The 24,018-nt window shown below is 62.0% G+C and carries 19 protein-coding genes and 1 tRNA gene; 11 read left to right on the top strand and 9 right to left on the bottom strand.

Features of this window, described 5'->3' with window-relative positions; all coding sequences use genetic code 11:
* Nucleotides 1-164: 164 nt before the first annotated feature.
* The 3 genes from A4R35_RS22390 (at nucleotide 165) to A4R35_RS22400 (ending at nucleotide 4,031) form a co-directional block, all read left to right on the top strand.
* The gene (locus A4R35_RS22390) at nucleotides 165-377 is read left to right on the top strand and encodes a helix-turn-helix domain-containing protein (RefSeq protein WP_170293138.1); all 213 of its coding nucleotides are present in this window, start codon (nucleotides 165-167) and stop codon (nucleotides 375-377) included.
* Nucleotides 378-976: 599 nt separating this feature from the next.
* Nucleotides 977-1,885 carry a complex I NDUFA9 subunit family protein gene (locus A4R35_RS22395; RefSeq protein ID WP_112433427.1) on the top strand — a complete coding sequence of 303 codons (909 nt, stop codon included), beginning with the start codon at nucleotides 977-979 and terminating at the stop codon, nucleotides 1,883-1,885.
* A 277-nt stretch (nucleotides 1,886-2,162) separates the two neighbouring features.
* Nucleotides 2,163-4,031, top strand: a complete 1,869-nt coding sequence (locus A4R35_RS22400; RefSeq protein ID WP_112433429.1) for an adenylate/guanylate cyclase domain-containing protein — start codon at nucleotides 2,163-2,165, stop codon at nucleotides 4,029-4,031.
* A 173-nt stretch (nucleotides 4,032-4,204) separates the two neighbouring features.
* Here the strand turns inward: A4R35_RS22400 and A4R35_RS22405 are convergent, their stop codons facing one another.
* From A4R35_RS22405 to sucC, 4 genes are all read right to left on the bottom strand, one after another.
* On the bottom strand, nucleotides 4,205-5,086 hold the full coding sequence (locus A4R35_RS22405) for a GNAT family N-acetyltransferase (protein ID WP_112433431.1): 882 nt from the start codon (nucleotides 5,084-5,086) through the stop codon (nucleotides 4,205-4,207).
* 263 nt (nucleotides 5,087-5,349) lie between these two features.
* Nucleotides 5,350-6,552, bottom strand: coding sequence for a histone deacetylase family protein (locus A4R35_RS22410; protein ID WP_112433433.1), 1,203 nt, complete (start codon nucleotides 6,550-6,552; stop codon nucleotides 5,350-5,352).
* Between the two features lie 270 nt (nucleotides 6,553-6,822).
* On the bottom strand, nucleotides 6,823-7,698 hold the full coding sequence (gene sucD, locus A4R35_RS22415; RefSeq protein ID WP_112433435.1) for a succinate--CoA ligase subunit alpha: 876 nt from the start codon (nucleotides 7,696-7,698) through the stop codon (nucleotides 6,823-6,825).
* Nucleotides 7,695-8,849 (bottom strand): ADP-forming succinate--CoA ligase subunit beta, encoded by a 1,155-nt coding sequence (sucC, locus tag A4R35_RS22420; RefSeq protein ID WP_112433437.1) that lies wholly within the window; start codon nucleotides 8,847-8,849, stop codon nucleotides 7,695-7,697. Before sucC ends, sucD begins: the two co-directional genes overlap by 4 nt.
* Nucleotides 8,850-9,416: 567 nt before the next feature.
* Between sucC and A4R35_RS22425 the strand changes: the two genes are divergently transcribed.
* Nucleotides 9,417-10,478, top strand: coding sequence for a hypothetical protein (locus A4R35_RS22425; RefSeq protein ID WP_112433439.1), 1,062 nt, complete (start codon nucleotides 9,417-9,419; stop codon nucleotides 10,476-10,478).
* Nucleotides 10,479-10,685: 207 nt separating this feature from the next.
* On the opposite strand, the gene manB is transcribed toward A4R35_RS22425, so the two are convergent.
* The 4 genes from manB to A4R35_RS22445 are packed head-to-tail and all read right to left on the bottom strand — an operon-like array spanning nucleotide 10,686 to nucleotide 15,001.
* The gene (gene manB, locus A4R35_RS22430) at nucleotides 10,686-12,056 is read right to left on the bottom strand and encodes a phosphohexomutase domain-containing protein (RefSeq protein WP_112433441.1); all 1,371 of its coding nucleotides are present in this window, start codon (nucleotides 12,054-12,056) and stop codon (nucleotides 10,686-10,688) included.
* Nucleotides 12,053-12,616, bottom strand: a complete 564-nt coding sequence (locus tag A4R35_RS22435; protein WP_112433443.1) for a GNAT family N-acetyltransferase — start codon at nucleotides 12,614-12,616, stop codon at nucleotides 12,053-12,055. Before A4R35_RS22435 ends, manB begins: the two co-directional genes overlap by 4 nt.
* Complete coding sequence (locus tag A4R35_RS22440; protein ID WP_112433445.1) at nucleotides 12,613-13,794, bottom strand: phosphopentomutase; 1,182 nt, start codon at nucleotides 13,792-13,794, stop codon at nucleotides 12,613-12,615. Before A4R35_RS22440 ends, A4R35_RS22435 begins: the two co-directional genes overlap by 4 nt.
* Before the next feature lie 10 nt (nucleotides 13,795-13,804).
* Entirely contained in the window at nucleotides 13,805-15,001 is a 1,197-nt protein-coding gene (locus A4R35_RS22445; protein ID WP_112433447.1) for a 6-phosphofructokinase, read from the bottom strand.
* 342 nt (nucleotides 15,002-15,343) lie between these two features.
* On the opposite strand from A4R35_RS22445, the gene A4R35_RS22450 reads away from it, so the two are divergent.
* Nucleotides 15,344-16,300 carry a nucleoside hydrolase gene (locus A4R35_RS22450; protein WP_112433449.1) on the top strand — a complete coding sequence of 319 codons (957 nt, stop codon included), beginning with the start codon at nucleotides 15,344-15,346 and terminating at the stop codon, nucleotides 16,298-16,300.
* A gap of 275 nt (nucleotides 16,301-16,575) precedes the next feature.
* Here the strand turns inward: A4R35_RS22450 and epsC are convergent, their stop codons facing one another.
* Nucleotides 16,576-17,292: a serine O-acetyltransferase EpsC gene (gene epsC / locus A4R35_RS22455; RefSeq protein WP_223258451.1), complete on the bottom strand. Its 717-nt coding sequence runs from the start codon at nucleotides 17,290-17,292 to the stop codon at nucleotides 16,576-16,578.
* 380 nt (nucleotides 17,293-17,672) lie between these two features.
* Between epsC and A4R35_RS22460 the strand changes: the two genes are divergently transcribed.
* The 6 genes from A4R35_RS22460 to A4R35_RS22485 all read left to right on the top strand — a co-directional run bounded on the left by A4R35_RS22460 (nucleotide 17,673) and on the right by A4R35_RS22485 (nucleotide 23,678).
* Nucleotides 17,673-19,142 (top strand): MFS transporter, encoded by a 1,470-nt coding sequence (locus A4R35_RS22460; RefSeq protein ID WP_112433451.1) that lies wholly within the window; start codon nucleotides 17,673-17,675, stop codon nucleotides 19,140-19,142.
* Nucleotides 19,143-19,343: 201 nt separating this feature from the next.
* A tRNA-His gene (locus tag A4R35_RS22465) sits at nucleotides 19,344-19,416 on the top strand.
* Nucleotides 19,417-19,503: 87 nt separating this feature from the next.
* A complete protein-coding gene (locus A4R35_RS22470; RefSeq protein WP_112433453.1) occupies nucleotides 19,504-20,373 on the top strand; it encodes an LLM class flavin-dependent oxidoreductase in 870 nt (289 codons plus the stop codon).
* Between the two features lie 311 nt (nucleotides 20,374-20,684).
* Entirely contained in the window at nucleotides 20,685-21,266 is a 582-nt protein-coding gene (locus tag A4R35_RS22475) for a DUF4870 domain-containing protein (RefSeq protein ID WP_112433455.1), read from the top strand.
* A gap of 7 nt (nucleotides 21,267-21,273) precedes the next feature.
* Nucleotides 21,274-22,002 carry a response regulator transcription factor gene (locus tag A4R35_RS22480; RefSeq protein ID WP_223258452.1) on the top strand — a complete coding sequence of 243 codons (729 nt, stop codon included), beginning with the start codon at nucleotides 21,274-21,276 and terminating at the stop codon, nucleotides 22,000-22,002.
* The gene (locus A4R35_RS22485) at nucleotides 21,999-23,678 is read left to right on the top strand and encodes a sensor histidine kinase (protein ID WP_112433457.1); all 1,680 of its coding nucleotides are present in this window, start codon (nucleotides 21,999-22,001) and stop codon (nucleotides 23,676-23,678) included. The genes A4R35_RS22480 and A4R35_RS22485 overlap by 4 nt, the downstream gene beginning before the upstream one ends.
* Nucleotides 23,679-24,018 lie beyond the last annotated feature (340 nt).

Here is a 24,018-nt window from a genome sequence, read left to right on the forward strand (position 1 = left end):
GTTCTATATAATGTGAAGACAAGCTTTCCTTTTGCTGCCAAAAGATATCCATAATGAAACCTCTCTCTGCTTCTCTTTATTGACTTTCTCCAGAAAATATGTTATCCGTGTTATATACTATAATTACAATATTGCTCTATAAAGAGAGCGAAGGAGAGAGTGAGATGCCAACACTGGACGACCTGATCGCTGAAGCAGCCCTCCGCAAGACGGAGCTGGCCCGCGAGACGGGCATTGCGCCAGCCACAATCACCCGCATTAGCCACGGTGGCCCGACAACGCGCGTCACTGTGAATAAGATTCTCAAAGTCCTGGAACGTCATTTGGGCCGGCGCATCGAGATCGAACATGTGGACGGTCTCAATATCACGAAATAGCGGCCAGGCTTGTCCAAGGAGAGGTGTACCTGATGTTGTACCGGCTGTCGTGGGTAGCGTTACCTGTCGATAGATTGCTGTTCGCGAGACCTGAGTGGTGGGGGCCGGGTTAGGGGGGAGCAGGTAGTTGACTTCTCCCCCTGATCGGGGGCGGCTGTCCTGGTTGGGCGGCCCTGCGGGCGAGCCGGGACGGGCCAGCCAACCGACGAGTGGGTCAGCTATTTCACCTCGCCTGTCCCTGGCAGGCGAGGTTTATTCTGGCTATCTGTCCCGCCCGTGGCAGGCGAGGTTTATTCTGGCTATCTGTCCCGCCCGTGGCAGGCGAGGTTTATTCTGGCTATCCGTCCCGCCCGGCTTGCGCCGGGTTGGTTCCCCCTAGGGTTGGGCCTGCTGCTCTCCTGCTTTGCGTTGGAGAGCCAGCAAGCAAGCTCGGTCTTACTCGGGCGGGAGAAGGTGGTCTCTATTAAAGGCTCCTGTGACGTCTTCTTCTCTGGGGGATCTCGCCATCGCTGGCGAAGAAAGCATGTCTGTCTGCCACACGGCGCCGGCTGGCAGCCAGCTTAAAGAGCGCAGGGGTGGCAGCAGTGAGGAGAGAAGCTATGATCCTGATTACGGGTGCAACTGGCTTTATCGGAAGACACCTGGTGCAGCGGCTTGTCGAGCGCGGCGAGCGACCGCGCTGCCTGGTACGCGACCGCCATCGCGCCGCTCAGCTCCTGCCAGTGGAGCATGTCGAGCTGGTAGAAGGGGCGACAACGCGCCCGGTCTCGCTGGAGCCGGCCCTGCACGGTGTCGACACGGTCATCCATGCGGCCTTTATGACTGCCGATCGCAAGCAGTCGGCAGGTAATACCTATGAGGGGACCAATGTTGCCGGCACCACCAATCTGGTGAATGCGGCGCTGGCCGCCGGCGTCCGGCGCATGATCGAGATTAGCGGCCTGGGAACCAGGCCAGACCGGCCCGGCAGCTACATGCAAGGGCGCTATCTGGCCGAGGAGGTCCTCAAAAAGAGCGCCCTTGAATGGAGCATTGTGCAGCCCTCCGTCCTCTTTGGGAGAGGTGCCCCCTTCTTCAAAGGGCTGGCGGATCTGATCCGCAGCGCGCCGGTCGTGCCCCTGATCAGCGGTGGCTCGCTGCGCTTCCAGCCGATCTACGTTGAGGATGTGGTCAGCGTCGTTCTGCACCTGCTAGACGATCCGGTGGGCAGCCGCAACCGTACCTTTGTGCTCGGCGGCCCAGAGTATTATACGTTTGCCCAAATTATCAACCTGCTGATGGAGACGCTGCACGTACGACGTCCCGCCTTACCTCTGCCCCTCTTCCTGGCACGGATCGGGGCCACAGCTATGGAGCTGGTCCTGCCCAAACCGCCGATTACGCGGGCGGCCCTGACTCTCTTTACCTTCGACAACATCACCGCCCTCGATGCGGTCGAGCGCCAGTTTGGTTTTCAGCCCCTCTCGCTGCGCAGCTACCTGGCTCAAAAGGGCAAGGACGGCCTCTAGTCATGACTGATGGCGCCATTGAGGAAGCGCGCCGTTGATCTTCCTGTACACACGCCCCGGCGGGGCGGTCTCTGGGTCTGGAGCGAGGCTTAGCGGCGCTGTTGCCGTGCTGAGTCTCGCTCTGACTGGTCTATCCCGTCTACCCTGTATCTCTCACGCAGCAGGTTGATAGTCTCTCTTTGTCTGCTCTGCCCCTGTGCTATAATAAGGCAGCGTTGCGAAGAGAGGCATCTTCATCTTCATCATCTTCTGGCTGCTTCGGAGGGAGGGACGCACAGTGTTGACGGACCTGGGGGAGTTGCACTCGCTGAGCGAGGCCCTGAAGCGTATTTCTGGCCAGTTGCACGAGCACACACGTGAGCTGGAGCGCGCTGTTGAGGGGACCTATGCCAGTCATCTGAGTGATCCGCGTGTCCAGCTCCTCAGTAAGACGCTGGCGGTCAGTCGCCGTGCCGATCTGGAACTGTCGCGCCTGAGCCAGCTCATACTGAATCTGCAGCGGCGCCTGGAGCACCACGAGACGGCGGCGCTCGAGCGCGAGCAGGAGAAGCTGCGCAGTAGTATCACGGTCCTCAAACGCGAGCGTCATGAGCTGGAAACGCTCTATGAGATTGCGCGTACCTTGAACTCGACGCTGGAATTCAACGAGGTGCTGCGCCTGGTCATGGATCAGGTGATCAGCTTTGTCGGTGCCGAACGCGGCTTTCTGGTCTTGCTTAACGAGCAGGGCGAGCTGGAGTTTAAGATTGCGCGCACCAAGGACGCCCGCAGCCTGGAGCGCGATGCCTTTAATTTGGGCATCAGCCAGAGCACGGTCAATCGCGTCATTCAGACGCGTCAGCCGATCCTGACCAGCAATGCTCAGGAAGATCAGAATCTCAAAGATCAGCGCAGTATCATTGAAAACCGCATTCGCTCTATTATGTGTGCACCGCTCGTGGTGCGCGACCGCTGCATAGGGGCTGTCTATGTCGACAGTCGCATCAACGCCAATCTTTTTGGCCCTCAGCAGCGTGACCTCCTCTTTGCCTTCTGCCATCAGGCGGCCATTGCTATTGACAACGCCCGCCTCTTCGCTGATCTGCAGCGCACCCTGCGCCAGGTCAACGAAGATAAGCAGTACATGGACAATATCTTTGCCTCGATTGCCAACGGCGTGATCACCACCGATCCTCAAGGGGTGATCACTACCTTCAATCGGGCAGCGGGCACGATCCTGAAGCTGGATCAGCGGGCGGTGTTGGGCAGGCACTACCGCGAGGTGTTGGGGGCGCTCCCGGAGCTGGGCCTGGTTGATCTGCTACAGGAGGCGTTATTGCATCATGAACATGGCACACGTGTGCCGGTGGCCTTCGAGGGCGAGGTTGCGGGGCTGGGCTGGGTCAATATGAATTTCTATGTGACCGCCCTGCGCGATGAGCGCGGTCAGCATATTGGCACGGCCCTCGTCATCGACGATCGCACCGACCTGAAGCGTGCGCAGGCCGAGGCGCGTGAGATCAAATCGCTCTTCGGGCGCTATGTCCATCCCAGCGTGGTCAAGCGTCTGATTGAAGATCCCCGCTCGCTCAAGCTTGGTGGCGAGACACGCGAAATCTCGGTCATTTCCGCCGATCTCCGCGGGTATACCAGCCTGGCTGAGCGTCTTCCGCCAGAGCAGATGATGAATCTGCTCAATAACTATCTGGATCTGATGGTAGAAGCCATCTGGGATGAGGGAGGGACGCTAACGGCCTTCTGGGGCGATGAACTCATGGCTATTTTCAATGCCCCCTTGGAGCAAGATGATCATCCCTTGCGGGCGGTGCGGGCGGCCTGGAAGATGCGTCAGGCAATTCTCGACTACGGTCGTCGCCATCCCGACGAGGTGCCAGTCAAGTTCGGCATCGGGGTCAATACTGGCCTGGCGATCGTAGGCAATATCGGCTCACGCGGTCGCATTCAGAATTATACGGCCATTGGCGATACCGTCAACGTAGCGGCCCGTCTCCAGTCCCGGGCCGACGACAATAATATTTACCTGAATGCTCCGACCTTCTACCGCGTGCGCCAGCATGTCCAGATCGACCACGTTGGGACGGTTTCCGTCAAGAATCGCTCCGAGCCGCTGGAGGTCATGCGCCTGACGGGGATCTATAGTCTCTAACCAACTGAGCTGACCAGGCCAGTCAGGTTCGGGCCATTCCTTCCTTCCTTGCTGGCCTGGAGAGCGGGAGAGGGAGCCAGTGGCCTGCCTCATGCCCTGCCAGCGTGCCGCTGACTCCCTCTCCGTCCGCTGCCGCTCTTTCACTCCTCCCTCCTCGCTTGTGGGGCGAGGGATCAGGCGGTGCTCACGGTAGGTAGCTCCTTGCGTAGGATGAAGCCGCGCTGAGGCATCCGCACGAAGCCGAACCACTCGTAGAGGCGGTGAGCCCGCTGGTTATCCTCCTGGGTATTAAGCATGATGCGGCGCACGCCCGCACGAGCAAAGAAGCTGATGGCCTCAGCCATCAGACGGGCGCCGATTCCCTGCCCGCTGAAGGCCGGATGGACGGCGATGCGGATCAGGTAGCCGTAGCCCTCGTCGACGGTGTTGAACTGGTAGCCGACGAGCTGTCCCGCCAGCTCCGCCACCACAAAGTAGGGATGAGTGGCGGCAATGTCAGCGAAAGCCAGGGCATCGTAGCGCCACAGCGGCGCGAAGCAGAGCCGCTCGATCTCGCAGAGAGCCTCGAAGTCGCTGTTGCGCACGCTGCGTACGCTGACCTCCTGGTTGCCGTGCGTGGGAACGCGGTAGTCGAACTTGTCGTAGGCGTAGAGAAGAGCATGCGGCTCAAAGCCGCGCCTGAGCAGTGGGGTGCGCAGCCAGTCTTGTTCCAGGTCGTTGCCCGAGTAATAGAGGTGGGTAACGCCGCGTGCCTGCAGGCTGGGTTGCAGATAAGCCAGCAGGCGGTCGAGATGTTCAAAAGCGCGTCGATGCTCGCCCCAGCTCACGCCGAAGCCGCCGATCCAGGCCACTGGTGGATTGAGGGCCTGAGAGAGCAAAAAGCTCTGCAGCTGCTCAGCGTGGAAGAGACCACAGGCGGGATAGTGCTCCAGGAGGCGCGACAGCTCCTGAGCAGTGAAGCGCTGGTAGACGTAATCTGAGAACAGCAGGAGCTTCTGAACGTGGGCTAGATCACAGGAGGTCAGAGGACGCACGAGCTGCGAACCTGTCTGCATGGGGCCTCCTTGGTAGTAGGGGCATCATTGCCCTGGCTCGCTCCTTCTGGTTTTTTTGCCTCGTCTCGTCTGGGTGGCTCTGGCTGTAGCTACCTGGCCACTCTCGTCGCTGCGGTCCGCTTGACCGATAACAGTGCACCTTGGGGGCCTTTCTTGCTTCCTGTTTCCTTCCTACTATTGACAGCCTTCTCTTTGAGAGCACGTATGAAGTGACGAACTGGAGGCAGCCCAGCCCGGTCAGGCGAGGCCTGCGTCTGGCGCTATCAGGGGCTGCCATCCGTTCCCTTGCCGTTGCTGTTGGCGGGGTCGCTGCTGGAGATCTCCGTCTCCGGTCCTTTGACCTCGCGACGCAGCTTCGCGATATCTGGCCGCGGGGCATTGCGCATACGATAGCCTGTCAGCTTATGGATACGCCGCAGCTCGGCAATGAGCACGTCCGTATTGATGCGAAAAGGCTTCTCCGGTGGCGGCCCAAGGCTATCGACAGCGGCGTCGTCGCCCAGCAGCAGGTTGATGCTGGTGGCGACGCAGGCCGCGTTAGCCTGCAGATCGTAGCCACCCTCCTGGACCATGATCAGCCGACCGTCGCAGAGGTCTTTCGCCAGCTTGATAATGATCATGATCAGCTGGGCGAAGCCGGCGGTCGAGAGATACATGTTGGCCAGCGGATCTTTCCAGTGGGCGTCGAAGCCCGCCGATACCAGAATCAGCTGCGGCTGAAAGCGGTCAGCGGCGGGGGCCATCACCTGGCGAAAGACCGGCTCGTAGGTCTCGAAGCCGGTTGTGGCTGGCAGCGGCACATTGATCGTTGTACCCAGGCCTTCCCCCTCGCCGCGCTCGTCCGAGCGTCCTGTGCCGGGATAAAACGGGGCCTGATGGGTTGAGAAGTAAAGGACGCGCGGATCGCGATAAAAGATGTTCTGGGTCCCATTGCCGTGATGTACATCGAAATCGATGATCATCACTCGTTCGAGGCCGTAGCGCTCGATAGCATAGCGGGCGGCGATGGCCACGTTATTGAAGAGGCAGAAGCCCAGGGCCTCGTCGTACTCGGCGTGGTGGCCGGGTGGGCGGACCAGGCAGTAGGCGTTATCGATTTCGCCTTTGAACAAGGCGTCGATGGCAGTTAGCCCGGCGCCGGCGGCCTTAGCCGCAGCCTCATAGGAGCGAGCGGAGATGAAGGTCTCTGGGGCAAAGAAATGGGAGACCCGTCCGCCGGCGGCAGCCTCGCGGGCGGCGCGCTCTGCCGCGGCCCGCACCGAGCGGATATAGAAGCGGTCATGGGCCAGGGCCAGCTCGTCCTCACTGGCCTCGCGTGGCGAAAGCAGAACCAGCCCCTCGCGCTGGAGCCAGCCGAGGGCCTCCAGCACGGCCATCGCCCGCTGCAGACGCTCGGGACGTTCAGGATGCCGTCGTGGTGTAATATGCTCTAAAAAGATCGGATCGTAGACGAGTGCTGTTGTCATCTCTCCTCTTCGCCAGGCGGGGACTGGCCCGGCTCCCCTCGCCCTGGGCGAAGGGACTATTCGGGAGCCGGAGCCACTCCTCGCATCGGCGCCTTTGTCTCTGGGCTTGGCTTCTTCTGGATGGCTCACTCATAGCCCAGGCAGGACCAGGCCGCGAAGCGTGGTCTGAGATCGGTGCGGTCTTACTTACCTTACGGACCCGGCGCTGGTTAGGAGCGATCCATCCAGTTCCTCCTGGACAATGCAGAACCTGACTCAGCCGGGGCGGGACTAGACCTGCCTGGCCAGGGCTGCTTTGACCAGGTCAGGAATATCGAAGATGGTCTCGGCCACTGGCACGCCGGCAGCCTGCAGAGCGGCCACCTTGCCCTGAGCGGTTCCCGTATTGCCCGAGATAATGGCGCCCGCGTGGCCCATGCGCTTGCCCGGCGGAGCGGTACGGCCCGAGATAAAGGCCACCACCGGTTTCTTCATCGTCTTAATAAACTCGGCAGCATCCTCCTCATCGCTGCCTCCGATCTCACCGCAGAGCACCACGGCCTGTGTTTGCGGGTCCTGCTCGAACAGCTTCAGGTGATCGACAAAGGTCGAGCCGATGATCGGATCGCCGCCGATGCCGATGCAGGTTGACTGGCCGATACCGGCCTCTGTGAGCAGAGCCACGACCTCGTAGGTCAGTGTTCCTGAACGCGAAATGAAGCCGACGGGGCCGGGGGTAAAGATCTGATAGGGCATGATCCCAATTTTCCCCTGGCCGGGAGTGCACAGGCCGGGGCAATTCGGGCCGATGAGGGTCGCCCCGTGCTCGCGCACCACCAGCATGGCGCGGGCGGTGTCCAGTACGGGAATAAACTCCGTAATGCAGACAATCAGCTTGATGCCGGCGCTGGCTGCCTCCATGATGGCATCGGCGGCCCCGGCGGGCGGGACAAAGATACAGCTGGCGTTGGCGTCGGTGGCCGCCTTGGCCTCGGCCACCGTATCGAAGACCGGCAGGCCGCAAGCGCTCTGGCCGCCCTTGCCGGGCGTCACGCCGGCCACTACCTTTGTGCCGGCCTCCAGCATGCGAGTCGTGTGATAGCTTCCCTCGCGCCCGGTAATGCCCTGGACAATCACACGGGTATGCTCATCGAGTAGAATGCTCATGCCTGCTGTCCCTTCTCCTTTGCCTGGATGGCGGCGACGATCTTCTGCGCCGCATCGCGCATATCCTTGCCCCAATCGAGGCCCGCATCCTTGAGCATGGCGCGGCCCTCCTCGGCACCGGTGCCCGACAGGCGCACCACAATTGGCAGGCCGGCGGGCAGCTGTTGCTGGGCCATGATGACGCCCCTGGCTACCTCCTCACCGCGCGTGATGCCGCCGAAGATATTGACCAGGATGCCCTTAACGTCGGGATCGCGTGCGACGAAGGTCAGGGCCTTGGCCATCACCTCGGCGCGGGCCCCGCCGCCGATATCGAGGAAATTGGCGGGCTTGCCACCGCAGGCGGCGACCATGTCCAGGGTTGTCATGACCAGGCCCGCCCCATTGCCGATGATGCCCACGTTGCCGTTGAGCTTGACATAGGTCAGGCCCTCCTTGTGGGCCTCGAATTCCAGCGGATTGGCCTCCTCCGGCTCCTCCCAGGCAGCGTAGTCGCGATGCCGGTAGAGCGCATTATCGTCGAGCACAATCTTGGCATCGGCGGCCTGCACCTGGCCATCGCGGGTCAGGACCAGCGGATTGATCTCGGCCAGGTTGGCATCGCTCTCGATGAAAGCCTGCGCTAGCGCCGTCAGAATCGCCCCGCCGCGGGCAATGACCGCCGAGGGAAAACCGGCACGTGCCAGAATGTTGCGTGCCTCAAAGGGGCGCAGCCCCCAGCGCAGGTCGATTGCTTGCTTGATAATCTTCTCGGGGGTGGTGGCGGCGACCTCTTCGATATCGACGCCGCCGGCGGTCGAGACCATCACGACCGGAGCCTGAGTCTTGCGGTCCAGGACGATGCCAAGATAGTATTCCTCTTGAATCTCCAGCTTGGAGACCACCAGCACTTTCTGGACCGTCAGCCCCTTGATATTCATGCCCAGGACCCGGGCGGCGGCGGCGCGCGCCTCTTCGGGCGTGTTGCCAAACTGAATGCCTCCTGCCTTGCCGCGTCCGCCGACATAGACCTGAGCCTTGATGACCACTGGTCCGCCAAGGTCGCGGGCAATCGCTTCCGCTTCTTCTGGCGTATAGGCTACGCGCCCCGGCTGGATGGGGATGCCGTAGCGCGCCAGGATCTCTTTGGCCTGATACTCGTGGATCTTCAAATACGTACTCCTTTGTCTGTCTGTCCTTTGCGTCGTGCGCGCGGTGTCCCTCTGCCTTCTTGCTCTCTCCCCCTTCTAATAAGTAGCAGGCGCTCTGGATGGTGATCGCGCTACGCGGAGTGGTGGCCGCAGCAACCGTACTGGTCAGTCGCGCCCGACCTGGCCCGGACCCTGCCCGGACCCGCCGCTGGCGACTGCCAGGCTGGAGGCGGATGCATGCGGAAGCCGCGCGGCGCGAACGGAGCGTGCCGGCAGGGCAGAGCGGATCAGATGGCTGGGCACCGCGCTCGAAGGTGTCTTGACGTGACAGAAGGCCAGCCTCTCTTGCGCGCGGTGCGCTCGGCTCGCTCTTTTCACTGTGGGCTGTCTGGCGTGGCAGTGAAGAGAGGAGCAACTCCAATGCTATCACCGCCCGAAAGAGCTGTCAACGCTGAGGAAACCTGCTACAATGCCAGTGGTTCGGCTACTTTTCTATAGTAGAAATACCTGAAAGGCTCTCCCAGGAGCTAAAAAAAGAGTATGAGGACGTTTTCTATAGGGAGCAAAAAGGGGGCAAAGTAATTTCTTATGTCTGATCTGCATTCTCTGGCTTCTCCGACTGGACAGTCTGGCCGCTGGCCAGCGCCGGAGCGTCCCGCGCGCTCGCAGGCCAGCCCGGGCAGCAAACGGCGCCCGGGACCTGGCGAAGAGAAACCGTCGTGGCAGCGTCTCTGGCTCGCTCTGGTCTTAATTGTGGCTCTCCTCGCCCTGGGCGGCACGGGCCTCTTCGTCTGGGGCTGGCTGCGCAGTCTCGAACTTTCGCCGGGCAGCGCGACGCCAACCTCGGCCATTACCACCCTGCGCGTGTCGCGGGGGGCGCCTTATGCTGGCCTCTCCTTCCAGGTGGTTGATGCCCAGTATGCCAGCGCCTTTAGCGATGACCTGATCCGCTCTGGGCCAGCCCTGGTGCGCCTTCACCTGCATGTAGTCAATGGGGGAAGTACCCAGGTCTCCGTCATCTACTATGAGGCCGCTCGTCTCCTGGTCCCTGGCCAGAAGCCGATCGCACCGAGCAACGTCAATCTAGCGGTGGCGCTGGCGCCCGGCAAGAGCACCGATGGCTGGCTGGATTTTCCTGTGCCCCAGGGGACACGGCTGGAGCAACTCAAACTCCAGCTTGGCTCAACCACGCTCAACGAGTCGCTGGTCGTCATCCCTTTCAGCGGCCCCTTTGATCCGGCCAACTATAGTGGCAAGGTCTATCCTCAAAACCTCTCCATCTTCTACACCTACAATGCCCAACCTGGTCTCTATCTGACCTATCACCTGGTCAGCGTGGAGCGCCAGTTTGCTTATGGCGGCTGGGGCCAGGTCAAAGCCGGTCAGCAGTACTATGTCTTTAACTTCCGCGTTGACAACCCCAATGGGGTGGCTGTCAATCCGGGGCCGGGCTTCGACTACTTGCGCCTGGTCCTCGCTGGGAATGTGCGGGCCCCGCTTGATAGCACCTTGCCCACAGGCTTCAAGCCGGGTGCGCATCAGGTAGGGGGCCGGGTCATGTTCAGTGCCCCGGCGGGCCTGCACAGCCTCACCTTGCGTTTTCTCTACCAGTACGGCCAGGGCGGCAACGATTACACCGTGCAGCTCTGACAGGAACTGCTCAACGAGAGTCGTCGCCCGCCCCCGTCCGGCCCGGTTCGGCCCGGCCCGGCCCGAGTTTGCAGCTAAAGAGCAAGCCGCCCTATCAAGCGGGGGCGGCTTGCCTGAGCTGGCCCTTCGCTCTGGCCCGAAAGGAGCGGTTCGCGCCGACCTCTTTGCCACTGTTCTGTCAGGCTGGCCCTGGCTCGTCAGCAGCCTTTAGGAACGGATAAAGGTCAGCAGCTCATCGCGCTTGGCCTCCATCAGCTCGCGCGTATTGGCCTCCACATTCAAGCGCAGGAGCGGCTCCGTATTTGAAGGACGCACATTGAACCACCAGTCGCCGAAATCGAGTGTGATGCCGTCGAGCCGATCGACCGAGCGCGCTTGTGGACCATAGCGCTCGACCAGGGCCTCTAGCTTCCCCTGGACATCGCTGACGCGGCTGTTGATCTCCCCACTGCGCACGCGCGTATTGAGTGGCCGGATCAGCTCCGAGAGCGGCTTATTCTCGATTGAGACCAGTTCGAGCAGCAGCAGGAAGGCGATCAGGCCGGAATCGGCGAACCAGTTGTCGCGGAAGTAGAAATGGCCCGAGTGCTCACCGCCGAAGATGGCGTTCAGCTCACGCATCTGGGCCTTGATGTAGGAATGCCCCACGCGCGTGCGCACCGCTTTTCCTCCCAGGCGTTCGATCAACTCGGGCACGCTGCGCGAGACAATCAGGTTGTAGAGAATGGTCGACCCGGGATGCTTGCGCAGGAGACTTTGAGCTACCAGGGCAGTCACCATGGAGCCGTCGATGACGTTACCCTGCTCGTCGACGGGAAACATGCGATCGGCATCGCCATCGAAGGCCGCGCCCAGATCGGCCCCTACCTCGCGGACCGTGCGCTGCACATCGACCATATTCTCTGGCTCGATCGGGCTGGCCGGGTGATTCGGGAAATGACCATCCAGCTCGAAGTAGAGCGGGATCAGCTCGCAGGGCAGATGCCGGAAGACGCGCGGCATGATTAGACCGGCCATGCCATTGCCAGCGTCGATGACCACCTTCAGCGGCCTGATCTTGCTCACGTCGATGAAAGAGAGGGCATGCGCCACGTAGTCATCGGTCACGTCGCGCTGGATAACCTGGCCCTTGCGCTCCGGCTCGGGGAACTGGCCACGCAGCGCCAGATCGCGGATCTCGGCCAGACCGGTATCCAGGCTGATCGGGGCCGCCTGGGCCCGACAGAATTTCATGCCATTGTACTCGCCTGGGTTATGAGAGGCCGTGATCATCACGCCCGCTGGATAGTTGAACTTTCCGACGGCGAAGTAGAGTTCATCGGTAGTGGTCAGTCCCAGCTCGATGGCGTTGACGCCCTGGTCGGTAATGCCACGGATCAGCGCCGCGGCCAGAGCCGGAGACGAGAGGCGCATATCACGACCGACGGCGATCTCCGGCACCGCCAGATAGAGGGCGGCAGCTCGCCCGATGATGTAGGCCGCCTCGTCGGTCAGGTCGCGGCCATAGATCCCGCGCACGTCGTAAGCTTTAAAGATGCCCGGATCTATTGGTCTCTGAGAAGTCGGTGTTGTACTCATGAGGCAGCGGTTTCCTCTGTTTTAACAATTTCCAGCAGCACCCAAGGGGCTCCGGTGCTGCGCGGATCGAAGATCTGGCCGACTTCCGTGAAGCCAGCCTTAGCAAAGGCCCGTCTGGCCGGTTGATTGGCCTGGGCTGTTTCGGCGTAGACGCGCACCAGGCCGAGTGTCTCAAAGAGATAGTGAACCAGCGTACGAATAGCCTCCGGACCGTAGCCCTGGCCCCAGCGACTCTTCTCGCCGAGGCCGAGACCGACCTCGGCCTGACGCAGGCGATAGTCCAGATTGAAGTAGGTGATGGTGCCGATAGGAACGTGATGCTCGTCCTCTATGATAAACCAGAACTGGCGTCCATTGCCTATCACGTAATTGCGCTCGAAGATCGGCAGAAACTCCTCCAGGGTCTCCGAGTAGGGCCGATGGGGGTCGTAGCGCCACACCTCGTCATCGCGCTCCCAGGCGAAGACCAGGGGAGCGTCGCTCTGCTGTGGGCGGCGCAGATAAACGCGCTCCCCATGCAGTAGCGGATAGGAATCGTTACGCAGTTGTCGGTCGGTCATAGCAGTCCCAGTTCCTGTGCAAAGCTGGTGCCAGCGGCCAGCGGCTCAACGCCGAAGGCCTGAGCGATGGTCTGTCCTAAATCGGCGAAGGTGGCGCGCACCCCCAGGTCGAGACCGGGGCGCACGGCTGGTCCATAGGCCAGCAGCGGTACCTGTTCGCGCGTATGGTCGGTACCGCGATAGGTCGGATCAACGCCGTGGTCACCGGTGAAGAAGATGGCGTCGCCCGGCTGGAGGCGCTGGCGCACGATGCCGAACCAGCGGTCGACCTCGCGCAGCGCCTGGGCGTAGCCCTGACTATCGCGCCGGTGGCCCCAGAGCTGGTCGAATTCGACCAGGTTGACAAAGAGCAGGCCAGTAAAATCGCGCTCTAGCCAGCGCAGCGCGGCCTCCATGCCAGCGCGATTGGTCTCGGTGTGCTCGCTGACGGTCAGACCCTGTCCGGCGAAGAGATCCTCGATCTTGCCGAGGCCAATGACAGCATAGCCGTGGGCCTGCAGATGGTCGAGGAGTGTAGGGCCGGTGGGAGGCAGCGAGAAGTCGCGCCGGTGCTCGGTGCGCACGAAGTGGCCGGGCGTACCGGTGAAGGGGCGAGCGATGACGCGCCCCACCGCGTGCTCGCCTACCAGCAACGAGCGGGCAATCTGGCAGAGGCGATACAGCTCTTCCAGGGGAATGACATCCTGGTGAGCGGCGATCTGGAAGACGCTGTCGGCTGAGGTATAGACGATTGGGTAGCCGGTGCGCAGATGTTCCTCGCCCAGCTCCTTGATGATCTCGGTGCCCGAGGCCGGCTTGTTGCCCAGGACCTTGCGCCCAATAGCTGACTCGAAGCGAGCGATCAGCTCGGGCGGGAAACCATGTGGATAGGTTGGGAAGGGCTGGCGCAGGATCAGCCCGGCGATTTCCCAGTGGCCGGTTGTGCTGTCCTTGCCGGCTCCCTGCTCGCTCATGCGGCCCCACGAGCCATCAGCGTCGGCCCGTGGCGGCGTGCCCAGGATCGGCGTGATGTTGCCGAGGCCGGCCCGACCCAGGTTGGGTAGCTCCAGCCCGCCGACGGCCTGGGCGCAGTGTTCTAACGAACTGGCGCCCTCATCGCCGTAGGCCGCGGCATCGGGATTGGCGCCGGCTCCAACGCCGTCCAGTACGACCAGAATTGCGCGTTTCAGTGACCCCATTGTCTTTCCTTCACCTGACCTTTATGGGCGCAAGCTGCGCATAGCGCGGTGGAAGCTCACCCAGCAATGGCAGCGCATAGTCTCGAAATGCTTCTGTGATCATCGTACCGCTTTCGTCGAGATATTCGGCTGGCAGACAGCGCTTCTCATTGGCGATAGAGGCCAGCGGGGCCAGGCTGGTCGTGCAGCGATAGACAGGTCCCTCCTCGCGCTGCAAGGTTACCATCTGATCGCTGTAGCCGGCAAGCGCGGCCAGGACGCCCTGGCGCCCGACCAGCAGCGCCTCCGCGCGATCGACCGGCGAGACGTAGGCGCTGGCCATGCGCTGCAAATCGCCGGGCTTATCGAAGCGTGCCCGCAGACCGAGCTGGCTTCTGACTGATTCTACCAGATATTGGGCTGCGCCGCTCAGCAAGGGATGGCCAAAGGCGTCGACTCCCAGAGCGCCCAGGCTACCCAGCGGACGCCCACTCTCGTCGCGGACCGTTTCGGCCACCACGATGACGACGTAGCCCAGGCGGCGCTGGATGGCCTCGACACGAGCCAGAAACTCGCTCTGACGGAAAGGACGCTCGGGCACCAGGATCAGATGCGGCGGATCGCTCTCGTCCTCCTTGAGCAGCGCCGAAGCTGCGGCCAGCCAGCCAGCATCGCGCCCCATTGTCTCGATGATCTTGACAGGATAGTGCCAGGGGATAGAGGACGTGTTGAGGCTGGAATCGAGTGTCGCCAGGGCAATGAAGCGGGCAGCGCTGCCGTAGCCGGGACAGTGATCGGTCAGTGGCAAATCGTTGTCGATGGTTTTGGGAATGCTGATCGCCTGCAGCTCGTAGCCGCAATCTTGGGCGGCGAGAGCCAGGCGATGGAGCGTGTCGGCTGAATCGTTGCCGCCGATGTAGAGCAGATAGCGGATCTCATAGCGGCGCAGCAGCGCTAAAGCATGCTCCAGGTCCTCAGCGCGCAGCCGATAGCGGCAGGTTCCCAAGGCCGCAGAAGGCGTCTCGCGCAGGCGTGGCCACAGCTCTGCCGGTTGGCGGCTCAGGTCGATCAGCTCCTCTTTGAGGAAACCCTCGATGCCGTGGAGCATGCCGTAGACATTGGTCACCCGCTCACTCGCCAGTGCGGCCTCCACAGCTCCAACCAGGCTGGCGTTGATCACAGCGGTGGCGCCTCCCGACTGGCCGATGAGCAGGTTGGCGCGGGCCATCTTCGTCAAGCAAACCCCCCAAAACGAGTTGTTCTGCGGCCATTATAGCAAGAGGAGCGCGCGAAAGATACTCTCCCCAGGTGGGCGACGAGCTGGAGCACAGGCAGGCCGCGGCGACCGCCCCCACTCGCTCCCGTCTAACTCCGCTCCTTTGTTGGAGGAAGTGGTACAATCGTTCTGTCTGCCGCAGCAGGAAGAAGGAAGGAAGCGGCAGTCGCTCAACGCCCTGGAGCCGCTCCTCTGGGTGAGAGTGGCGCTGAGCGGGCCGAACTCTTCCACTCTCCTGTGCTCGGTCGACGAAGAAGAGCGCGCCCTTGCGATAGGACAGAGAGGGGAACTGCGATGGAGAAGAAGCAGAAGATCATACTCGACTGCGACCCGGGGCACGACGACGCGATCGCCTTGCTGCTGGCGGCGCGTCACCCGGGGCTGGAGTTGCTGGCCGTCACCACGGTGGCTGGCAATCAGACGCTGGAAAAGACCACGCGCAACGCGCTCAGCGTCTGCACTCTGGCGCACATTCGCGATGTACCGGTAGCCAGGGGCATGGCGCAACCGCTCGTGCGGGAGGCGCGTTATGCCTCAGATATTCACGGCGAGTCAGGTCTTGATGGGCCGGCCCTGCCACAGCCCGAGCGGGAAGCGGTGCCCGAGCATGCCGTCGATCTCATCATCGATCTCGTGCGCAGCACGGACGATGTGGTGCTGGTGGCCACGGGACCGCTCACCAATGTGGCCAGCGCCATCACGCGCGAGCCTGCCATTCTCTCGCGCCTCAAAGGTCTCTATTTGATGGGCGGCGCCATTGGCCTGGGAAATGTCACCCCTGCCGCCGAATTCAACATCTACTTCGATCCCGAGGCGGCGGCCATCGTCTTTAACAGCGGCTGCCCGATCACTATGATCCCGCTGGAGGTCACCCATCAGGCTCTGGCCACGCCGGCGATCCTTGAGCGCCTACGCAGCCTTGGGCGTCCTGTGCCGTCCTTCGTCTGCCAGTTGCTCGAATTCTTTGGCGCTACCTATCGTCAGGTCTTTGGTTTCACGGCTCCGCCGGTGCATGATCCCTGTGCAGTAGCGGCTCTGATCGATCCGACCCTCGTCAACCAACACAGCATGTACGTTGCGATCGAGACGCGCGGCGAGTACACCCTGGGGCGAACCGTCTGCGATGTCTATGGGGTGCTGGGCCGGCGGGCCAACGCCTGCGTTGGCTACGGACTCGATGCGCCCCGTTTCTGGGAGCTGCTGATTGAAACCCTGGCGAGCTATGGGGAGGAAAGTGCCAGCGAAGGGTGAACGATCTGCGTGGTTGAGGCCACGGCTGGTCGGCGTGCCAGGCTCGGCAGTCGCAGCGACCCGGCCCGGGAAGTGGCAGAGGGAGGAAGGAAGAAAGAAAGAACGCGGGCGGGCGGTGGGTGCCAGGCCAGGCCCGCCCGCTTCAACAGGGAGAGAGAGCCTGTTTTCGTAGCGAGATTGCCTGGCCGGTCTGGCCAAGTGAGCCAGGACGGTCAGCCGATTGGTCGAATAGGCGGCAGACCAGACCTGACCAGGCGCACTGCTCGCGGTCGAACTTAAATCTGATAATCCATCTCCCAACCCTGGGTCAGTTCCTCGTGCTTGGCCAGAGGCTCGCCACTCTTCACCAGCAGCTCAGCTGGCTTGGCTGCCACCACGGAATTGGGCGGCACCGATTCGAGTACCAGGGCCATTGCGCCGATCTTGCTTCCACGCCCGATCGTAATTGGCCCCAGAATAGCGGCCCCCACGCCGATCGTTACATCATCCTCGATGGTTGGATGGCGCTTCTGCTTGCGCCCAGGACCTGGACGCCACCAGCCGGTGGCGCCGAGCGTCACCTGGTGATAGAGCATGACATTGTTGCCGATCTCGGCAGTCTCGCCGATCACTACGCCAGCGCCGTGATCGATGAAGAAGCGCTTCCCGATCTTGGCGCCTGGATGTATCTCGATGCCGCCGGTGACGAGGCGTGCGAACTGCGAGATCAGGCGAGGAATGACGGGGATATGCAGATTATAGAGGAAATGCGCGATGCGGTGAAAGAAGATGGCCCACAGCCCCTGGTAGAGCAACGCCTCAAAAATATTGTTACAGGCAGGATCTTTCTCAAAGATCACATCGATGGCGTCCGGCCAGCGCGTGCGCTTGCGCGGCGTGCTGCTGGGCGCCGGAATCAGCATGCCAGGCGGAACCTCCGGCAACTGAGAGAGATCGGCTTCCCCCTCCCTGACCTGGTTGCTCTTGATCTCCTCTGACGTGTGGTGAACCATGTAGCCACGTGCCCTTTCTGCTACAAAGAACCGGCCTGTTTGCTCTACTAGCGCCTTTGTTTGGAGTGTATGGCACGACCAGGCCGATGTCAAGTCTTCTCCTGTTGCCAGTGGTGCCTGTGTCCAGGCATGCCCAGGAAGGGGGGAAAAGACAACCAGCCTGCCTCTTGTCTCTCTGCTCGTCGCTTCCTCCCTTGACAGCGAGGGAGAAGCACAGGTACAATTGTCTAAAACAGGCTGCTTGCTCATAGATCATCGGGCCGGCGGAACATACCTCATCGGGCCAGAATGTACGAATTATAGCAGCGTTGCTCAATGTATTCTGGCTGATGGGCTGGCTGACAATGACAGCCGCGCCTGCGCCAGGGAGGGAGGCAGGTATGGCTTCCGAAGCGGGCAATCCCTCGCGGCCCGTGAGTGGTGCGAGTGGCCCGAGCAGCACAGCCGCTGCTGTGGTAGCGCGCCTGGACCGTATCCCCATCTGGGCCTTGCCCTATCTGTACATTGGTATCATCGGAGCTGGCTTCCTCTTCACCTTCTTCGACATTTTCGACATCAACGTCTCCTTCATCCAGACCTGTGTCCAGATCGTGCCGGGCTGTAGCCCCGAGTCGGCGGCCAGCTACCTGGGCCTGCCGGTGCTGCTCAACCTGGTGGGCTACGTGATCGGCACCCTCATCCTCAGTCCCCTGGCGGACCGCCTCGGACGGCGCGATATGCTGCTGGTCACGATGGTCATCACCGGGCTAGGCTCGCTCTACAATGCCCTTGTCGGTGATTATGTGAACTTTATTATTGCCCGCACCATCACGGGCATTGGCGTTGGCGCGGACCTGGCCCTTGTGAACACCTATATTAACGAGGTGGCGCCGAGCGGGGGACGGGCGCGCTATACCTCGCTGATCTTTATCATGTCCTCGTTGGGCGCCTTTCTAGGGGTCTGGCTGGGCCTGCTGCTCACCACTCAGCCGGAAGCTTTCCCGCTGGGACTGCCCTTTGCTCTCGCAGGCCCTGGCTTCACCTTCGGCTGGCGCCTGATGTACGGTATCGGGGCCTTACTGGCGCTGATTGGCATCCTGATGCGCTTCCAGCTTCATGAGTCGCCGCGCTGGCTGATCTCGCAAGGGCGGGTCGAGGCGGCGGAAGGCGTGGTCGCGCAAATGGAGGCGCAGGCGCGGGCCCGCGTTGGCGAGCTACCCACGCCTTCCGAGATTCCGGTCGAAACGCAGCCGGGCCGGATACCCTATGTCGAGATCTTTGGCAATCGCCTCTATCTGCTGCGCACGCTCTTTCTCTTCGTCGTCTGGTTCATTGGCTACATTACGGTCTATGCCATCGCGGCGGGTCTGACCTCGCTACTGGCAGCCCTGAAATTTCCGCCGCCCGAGGCCGGTCTGATCGTGGCCATTGGCTCAGTGGGCTTCGTGCTGGTGGCCATCTTCGACTATGCCTTTGGTGAGCTATTGGAGCGCAAGTACTGGCTACCGGTGGCGGCCCTGCTCACCCTGATTGGCTGCCTGCTGATTGCCCTGGGCGGAGCTGGCAATTTCGCCGTGGCGGTGCTCGGCTCGATCGTGCTCTTTTTCGGCTTCAATCTCTGGGTGCCCATGACCTACACCTGGTCAACCGAGCACTATCCAACGCGAGCGCGCGCCACGGGCTTCGCGCTGGTCGATGGCGTTGGCCATCTCGGGGGGAGTGTTGGTCTCCTGGTCATCCCTCCGTTGATTCCGACATTGGGTCCCCTGAGTACCTTTCTGATCATCGCGGGCTGTCTGATTGTGGCGGCGGTGATCGCTCAGTTCGGGACGGCCACGCGTCTGCGCCGCCTTGATGAGGTATCCCCTTAGCTCGTTGGTGGCCTGGCCGGGCTGCTCTCCTGGCTCTATTCGGGTCAAGCTCTCCTTGGCAAACAAGCAGATAGGTCGACGCTGCGCTGGCCTGTAAGGATAAGTATTTGCAGGTCAGCGCCTGATTTTGGCCGCTGCCCTATTGACAGCCGACAAACTCTCCGCTATACTGGCTGTGCACGTAATCAAAGAAGCAACACGGTGGCCGTAGCTCAATCGGTAGAGCTCTGGATTGTGGCTCCAGCGGTTGTGGGTTCGAGCCCCATCGGTCACCCCTTTTTTATTGGCTTGGCGCTGGCTGTCAGGCGTGGGCGCGACCCGTGCCTGCGCCGCCTCAGACAACGCTTCTACCTGACGAACGATGCTCTACGGTCTGCATCTCCCCAATTTTGGCCCCCTCGCTGATGTGCGTTTGCTGTGTGAGTTGGCCCAGGAGGCGGAGGCTGCCGGCTGGGACGGCTTTTTTCTCTGGGATCAGATTGCGCGCACAACCCTGGCGCCGACCAACGATCCCCTGGCGGAGGTCTGGGTAGCGCTGACAGCGATTGCTCTGCATACGCAGCGTCTGCGCTTTGGCCCTCTGGTGACGCCGCTGCCGCGACGCCGTCCCTGGGAGCTGGCCCGTCAGACGGTGACGCTCGATCATCTTTCGGACGGACGTCTGGTGCTGGGTGTGGGCCTGGGTGGTGGCTATTTCGATTTCGCTGCCCTGGGGGAGCCATCGGACCTGAAGGTACTGGGGGCCATGCTCGACGAGGGCCTGGCGATTCTCACCGGGCTGTGGAGTGGTCAGCCTTTCCATTTCGAGGGGCGCTACTACCGCATCCAGGAGGCGCACTTTCTCCCTCCACCTCGTCAGCAGCCGCGTATTCCGATCTGGGTGGCCGGGATGTGGCCCAATCGTGCCCCGCTACGCCGGGCGGTCCGCTGGGATGGTTTCATTCCTATTGGGCGCGATCTAGGGCTGACGGAGATGCTCTCAGCCGAGACGATGGCCGAGATTGGGGTCGCTCTGCAGCAGCGGCGCTCGCAGCCGGGTCCCTTTGAGGTGGTGCATTTCGGGATTAGCTCCGGCGAGGACCCCGAGGCCGATCGCGCACTGGTGGCCGCCTACGCCCGCGTCGGGGTGACATGGTGGGTCGAGAATATCGTGCCAGAGCGCTGGGGCACCTGGCAGCAGTGGCCGCTGGAGGCAATGCGCCGCCGCATTCGCCAGGGGCCGCCCCGCTAGGGCCTCTCGGCTGTTCGTCTCCCCCCGGCACTCCCTGCTGTGCTTTTCTCGTCCGCTCTCCGACCGGGCTGGCTGACGCTCAGCTCCTGTCTCCCTCACTGCGCCATCGTGGTGCGCGCCGCCTGGCTTTGGTCGCCAGGCTGGCAGACGGTTGCGACAGAATTGCGACAAAGATCGGATATGGCGATGACAACTCAAGATTAAGCTTTTCTCCTGATAATAGCTAGCAGCCTGAGTGTGCTCATTGCTTTGAGCCACCGGGCTGGGGCCATGTCGCTGTGACGCAGAGAGGAGAAAGGAGCATCGTTCTCGTGTTGGATGACGAAAGAAAAGATTATGCCACTGTTTGGCAGACCAGGCCTCCTTTCGAGGGCCTGTATGAAGAAAAGGGAAGCCTTCAGCAGCAGGAGCTGCTCATGCACGCCGCCGTTGCTGAGTGGTTGCCTCTCACAAGCTACCATCCTGGGACTGAGCAAGCTTCAGACGAGCTATCACCCTCGACGAACGCCGATTCCGTCTTGGGCCTGCTCTGTTGCCTGGGGGGCTGGCTCTCTGGTCTGCTGGTCCTGCTCTTCGGGGGTAGGAGTCGCCTGGTGCGCTTCCATGCCCTCCAATCCTTGTTCTTCTTTGGACTGGTGACCATCATCGATATATTTATGATGATGACGCCTATCTATGTAAGTCGCCTCTCCTTGTGGTGGCTCCCATCCGAGATGGATGCTCTTGCTGTGTGCTGCTGGCTGCTGCTGTTTGGAACGCTGCAGGTGGTGACCCTCACGGGCTGGCTCGTTGGCCTGATTCAGGCAACACGCCGACGCTTCTACCTGCTACCAGTGGTAGGCCGTCTGGCTCTGGCCCTGGTTGGCCAGAAGCAGGAGATCATACTGAAGTGATTGAAGAATGGCCATGAAGAAGCTCTTGCTTGTTGAGGATGCGCAGGATCTGGCGCAGCTTATTATTCGCGAACTGAAAGCGGACGGCTACGAGGTCCTCTATGCTCCCGATGGAGTCGAGGCTTTGCGCTTGCATGAGGAGCAACGCCCTGCGCTGGTCATTCTGGACTGGATGCTGCCGCGCATGGATGGTCTGGAGGTGCTGCGTCGCCTGCGCCAGCAAGCGCCCACCCCCGTGCTCATGTTGACGGCACGGAGTGAGGAGACCGATCGCGTGGTAGGTCTGGAGCTGGGGGCCGACGATTACCTGACCAAGCCTTTTAGCATGCGTGAGCTGTTAGCGCGGGTGCATGCGCTCCTGCGCCGTGCCGAGCTGATTCAGCAGATGCTGCAACGCGACCTGGCGCGGGCAGAGCGACCCCTTATCGATGGGCCACTCTGCCTCGATGCCCAGGCCCATTTAGTGACCCTGGACGGTCAGCCGCTTGATCTCAGTCCGACTGAGTTTGAACTTCTTCATCTCTTCCTGCGCAGTCCCGGACGGGCCTTCAGCCGCGCTTACCTCCTTGATACGGTCTGGGGTGAGAGCTATGTCGGTGGCGATCGCTCGGTGGATAATACCGTCTTGCGCCTGCGCAAGAAGCTGGGGGCGTTGGGGGAAGCCATCGAAACGGTCTGGGGCGTAGGCTATCGCTGGCGTCCGCATAGCCCCTCGGGGGCGGGAGGAGAGCGATGAAAGAAAGATGGACGAGCCTCTGGTTGAGGACCAGGCGCAGACGCGCTCTGCTCGAAGCTGTCTTGTTTGCTTTGCTGCTGAGCGGCTTCATCCATCTGACGTCTGCTACGGAGACGGGACGTGAGTTTAGCCTGCTGCTATTGGCGCCTTTCGGGCTGGGCTACTTTGCCCTGCGCGCCGAGGTCGGACCCCCACCCTGGTGGCGGCGCTGGGCGCGCGATTTGGCCTGGGGGCTGCTGCTTCTCTTGTTGCTCTGTGGACTGCCCTTTCTCCTGCTGAGTCTGGAGCATCGGCTGGGGGCCACGTTCTTCTTCCCCAGACTGGCCGCGTTCCCTATGCTCTTGTTGGGAATAGCGCTGGTCGCTCTGGTTGGTTATATTGTCTGGCGTGGCTTCCTGTGCCTGCTCTCTCTGTGGAGCCGCCTGCGGCGCAAACAACTCTTGTGGGCCTTGACTCACGCTCACGCCGTGATGGTCCTGCTGGCGGCGGGGCTGCTCATTCTCCTCTTCGATCTGCTGGCCCTCTCCAACGTGAAAGATCTGGCCCTGCTCATCTCGGTCACGATGATGCTCGGGCTGGTGTCGTTCATCGCCTTACTGGCGGTAATTCCTCCGACAGCTTTCTTTTCCTACCTGGTGGTCCGCCGGACTACGGCCCGTCTGCGCGCGCTGGCCGAGGCCGCCCATGCCTTGCGCCTGGGCAACTATGGGGTGCGCGTGCCTGTCGAGGGCGAGGACGAGGTCGCCCAGCTCCAGGCCGATTTTAATGCAATGGCCGCCGAGCTCGAGCGGGCCCTGCGCGAGCTGAAGCAGGAGCGCGACACGGTAGCCGGGCTGCTGAAGACTCAGCGCGAGCTGGTGGCCGCGGTCTCTCATGAGCTGCGTACACCCGTCGCTACCGTGCGGGGCTATCTGGAGGCGGCGCTGCGGCGCCTGGACCGCGGCGAGCTGCCGGAATCCCTGCCACGAGATCTGGAGGTGATGGAGGCTGAGGTGCTGCGCCTGCAACGGCTGGTGGAGGACCTCTTTGCGTTGGCCTGCGCCGAGGTTGGGCGTCTGACCTTGCGCTGCGTGCCGACCGATGTGGGAGAGCTGGTACGTCGCCTGGTAGAGGCGCGCGCGCCACTGGCCTGGCAGAGCGGACGAGTGCAGGTGGTGGCGGAGACTCCGCCAGCGGGGCCACTGGCTCTGGTGGATCCCGAGCGTCTCGCTCAGGCCCTGCAGAATCTGCTGCACAACGGTATCCGCCATACGCCGCCGGGGGGCATTGTGGCCGTGGCAGTCTCTCAGGAGGAGCATGAGGTGGTGATCCAGGTGCGCGATACGGGCGAGGGTATCCCCCCCGAGGAGTTGCCGCGGATCTGGGAGCGCTTTTATCAGGCGTCCAGCAAGCTGCGCCGCGATGGCAGCGGCAGCGGCCTGGGGCTGGCGCTGGTGAAGGAGTGGGTAGAGGCCATGCAGGGCAGAGTGGCGGCGACCAGCGTGCTCTCGGAAGGTAGTTGCTTCGCTCTCTATCTTCCCGCTGCTCCCGTTGATGCCAGCCTCGCCTCCCAGCGAAGCGAAACAGCCCCCCTTGAGCCGGAGCCGCCCCGGATGGATGGGCTGAGGACACAGATAGGGGAGACGAGCGAGCGTGAGGACCAGCTTGTTCTTCATGGGCGGGTGGAGCAGCAGTAGCTACTGCTTTTCTTGTAGCCTGCTTTTGCAATGTAACGCCTTGTTATGGAAATAAAGTGTGCGTTTGCCGTGTTTTTCTTAATAGATGGAGTGAATGCACTGAAACCGACGCCGGTAATGGTGCGTGTGGCTAGATGAGAGTAGGTTATGCCCGGCTCGCTGACGCGCGCGAAGAAGGAGGAGGAAAGAGGGCCTGTCGGGGGGATGAGCAGCGCACGGAGTGGGTGGGACTGGCCGGCTGCGAGTGCACAGTTTTCGTCAACGGCCCCGGCTCCAGCCAGGCCAGGGGCTTGCCCGCAGCCGCAGCGGCCCGGGCTTCAGGGCTGGTTGACGGCAGCCC

Origin of the sequence: Thermogemmatispora tikiterensis (genome assembly GCF_003268475.1) — a bacterium.
Lineage (GTDB): Bacteria > Chloroflexota > Ktedonobacteria > Ktedonobacterales > Ktedonobacteraceae > Thermogemmatispora > Thermogemmatispora tikiterensis.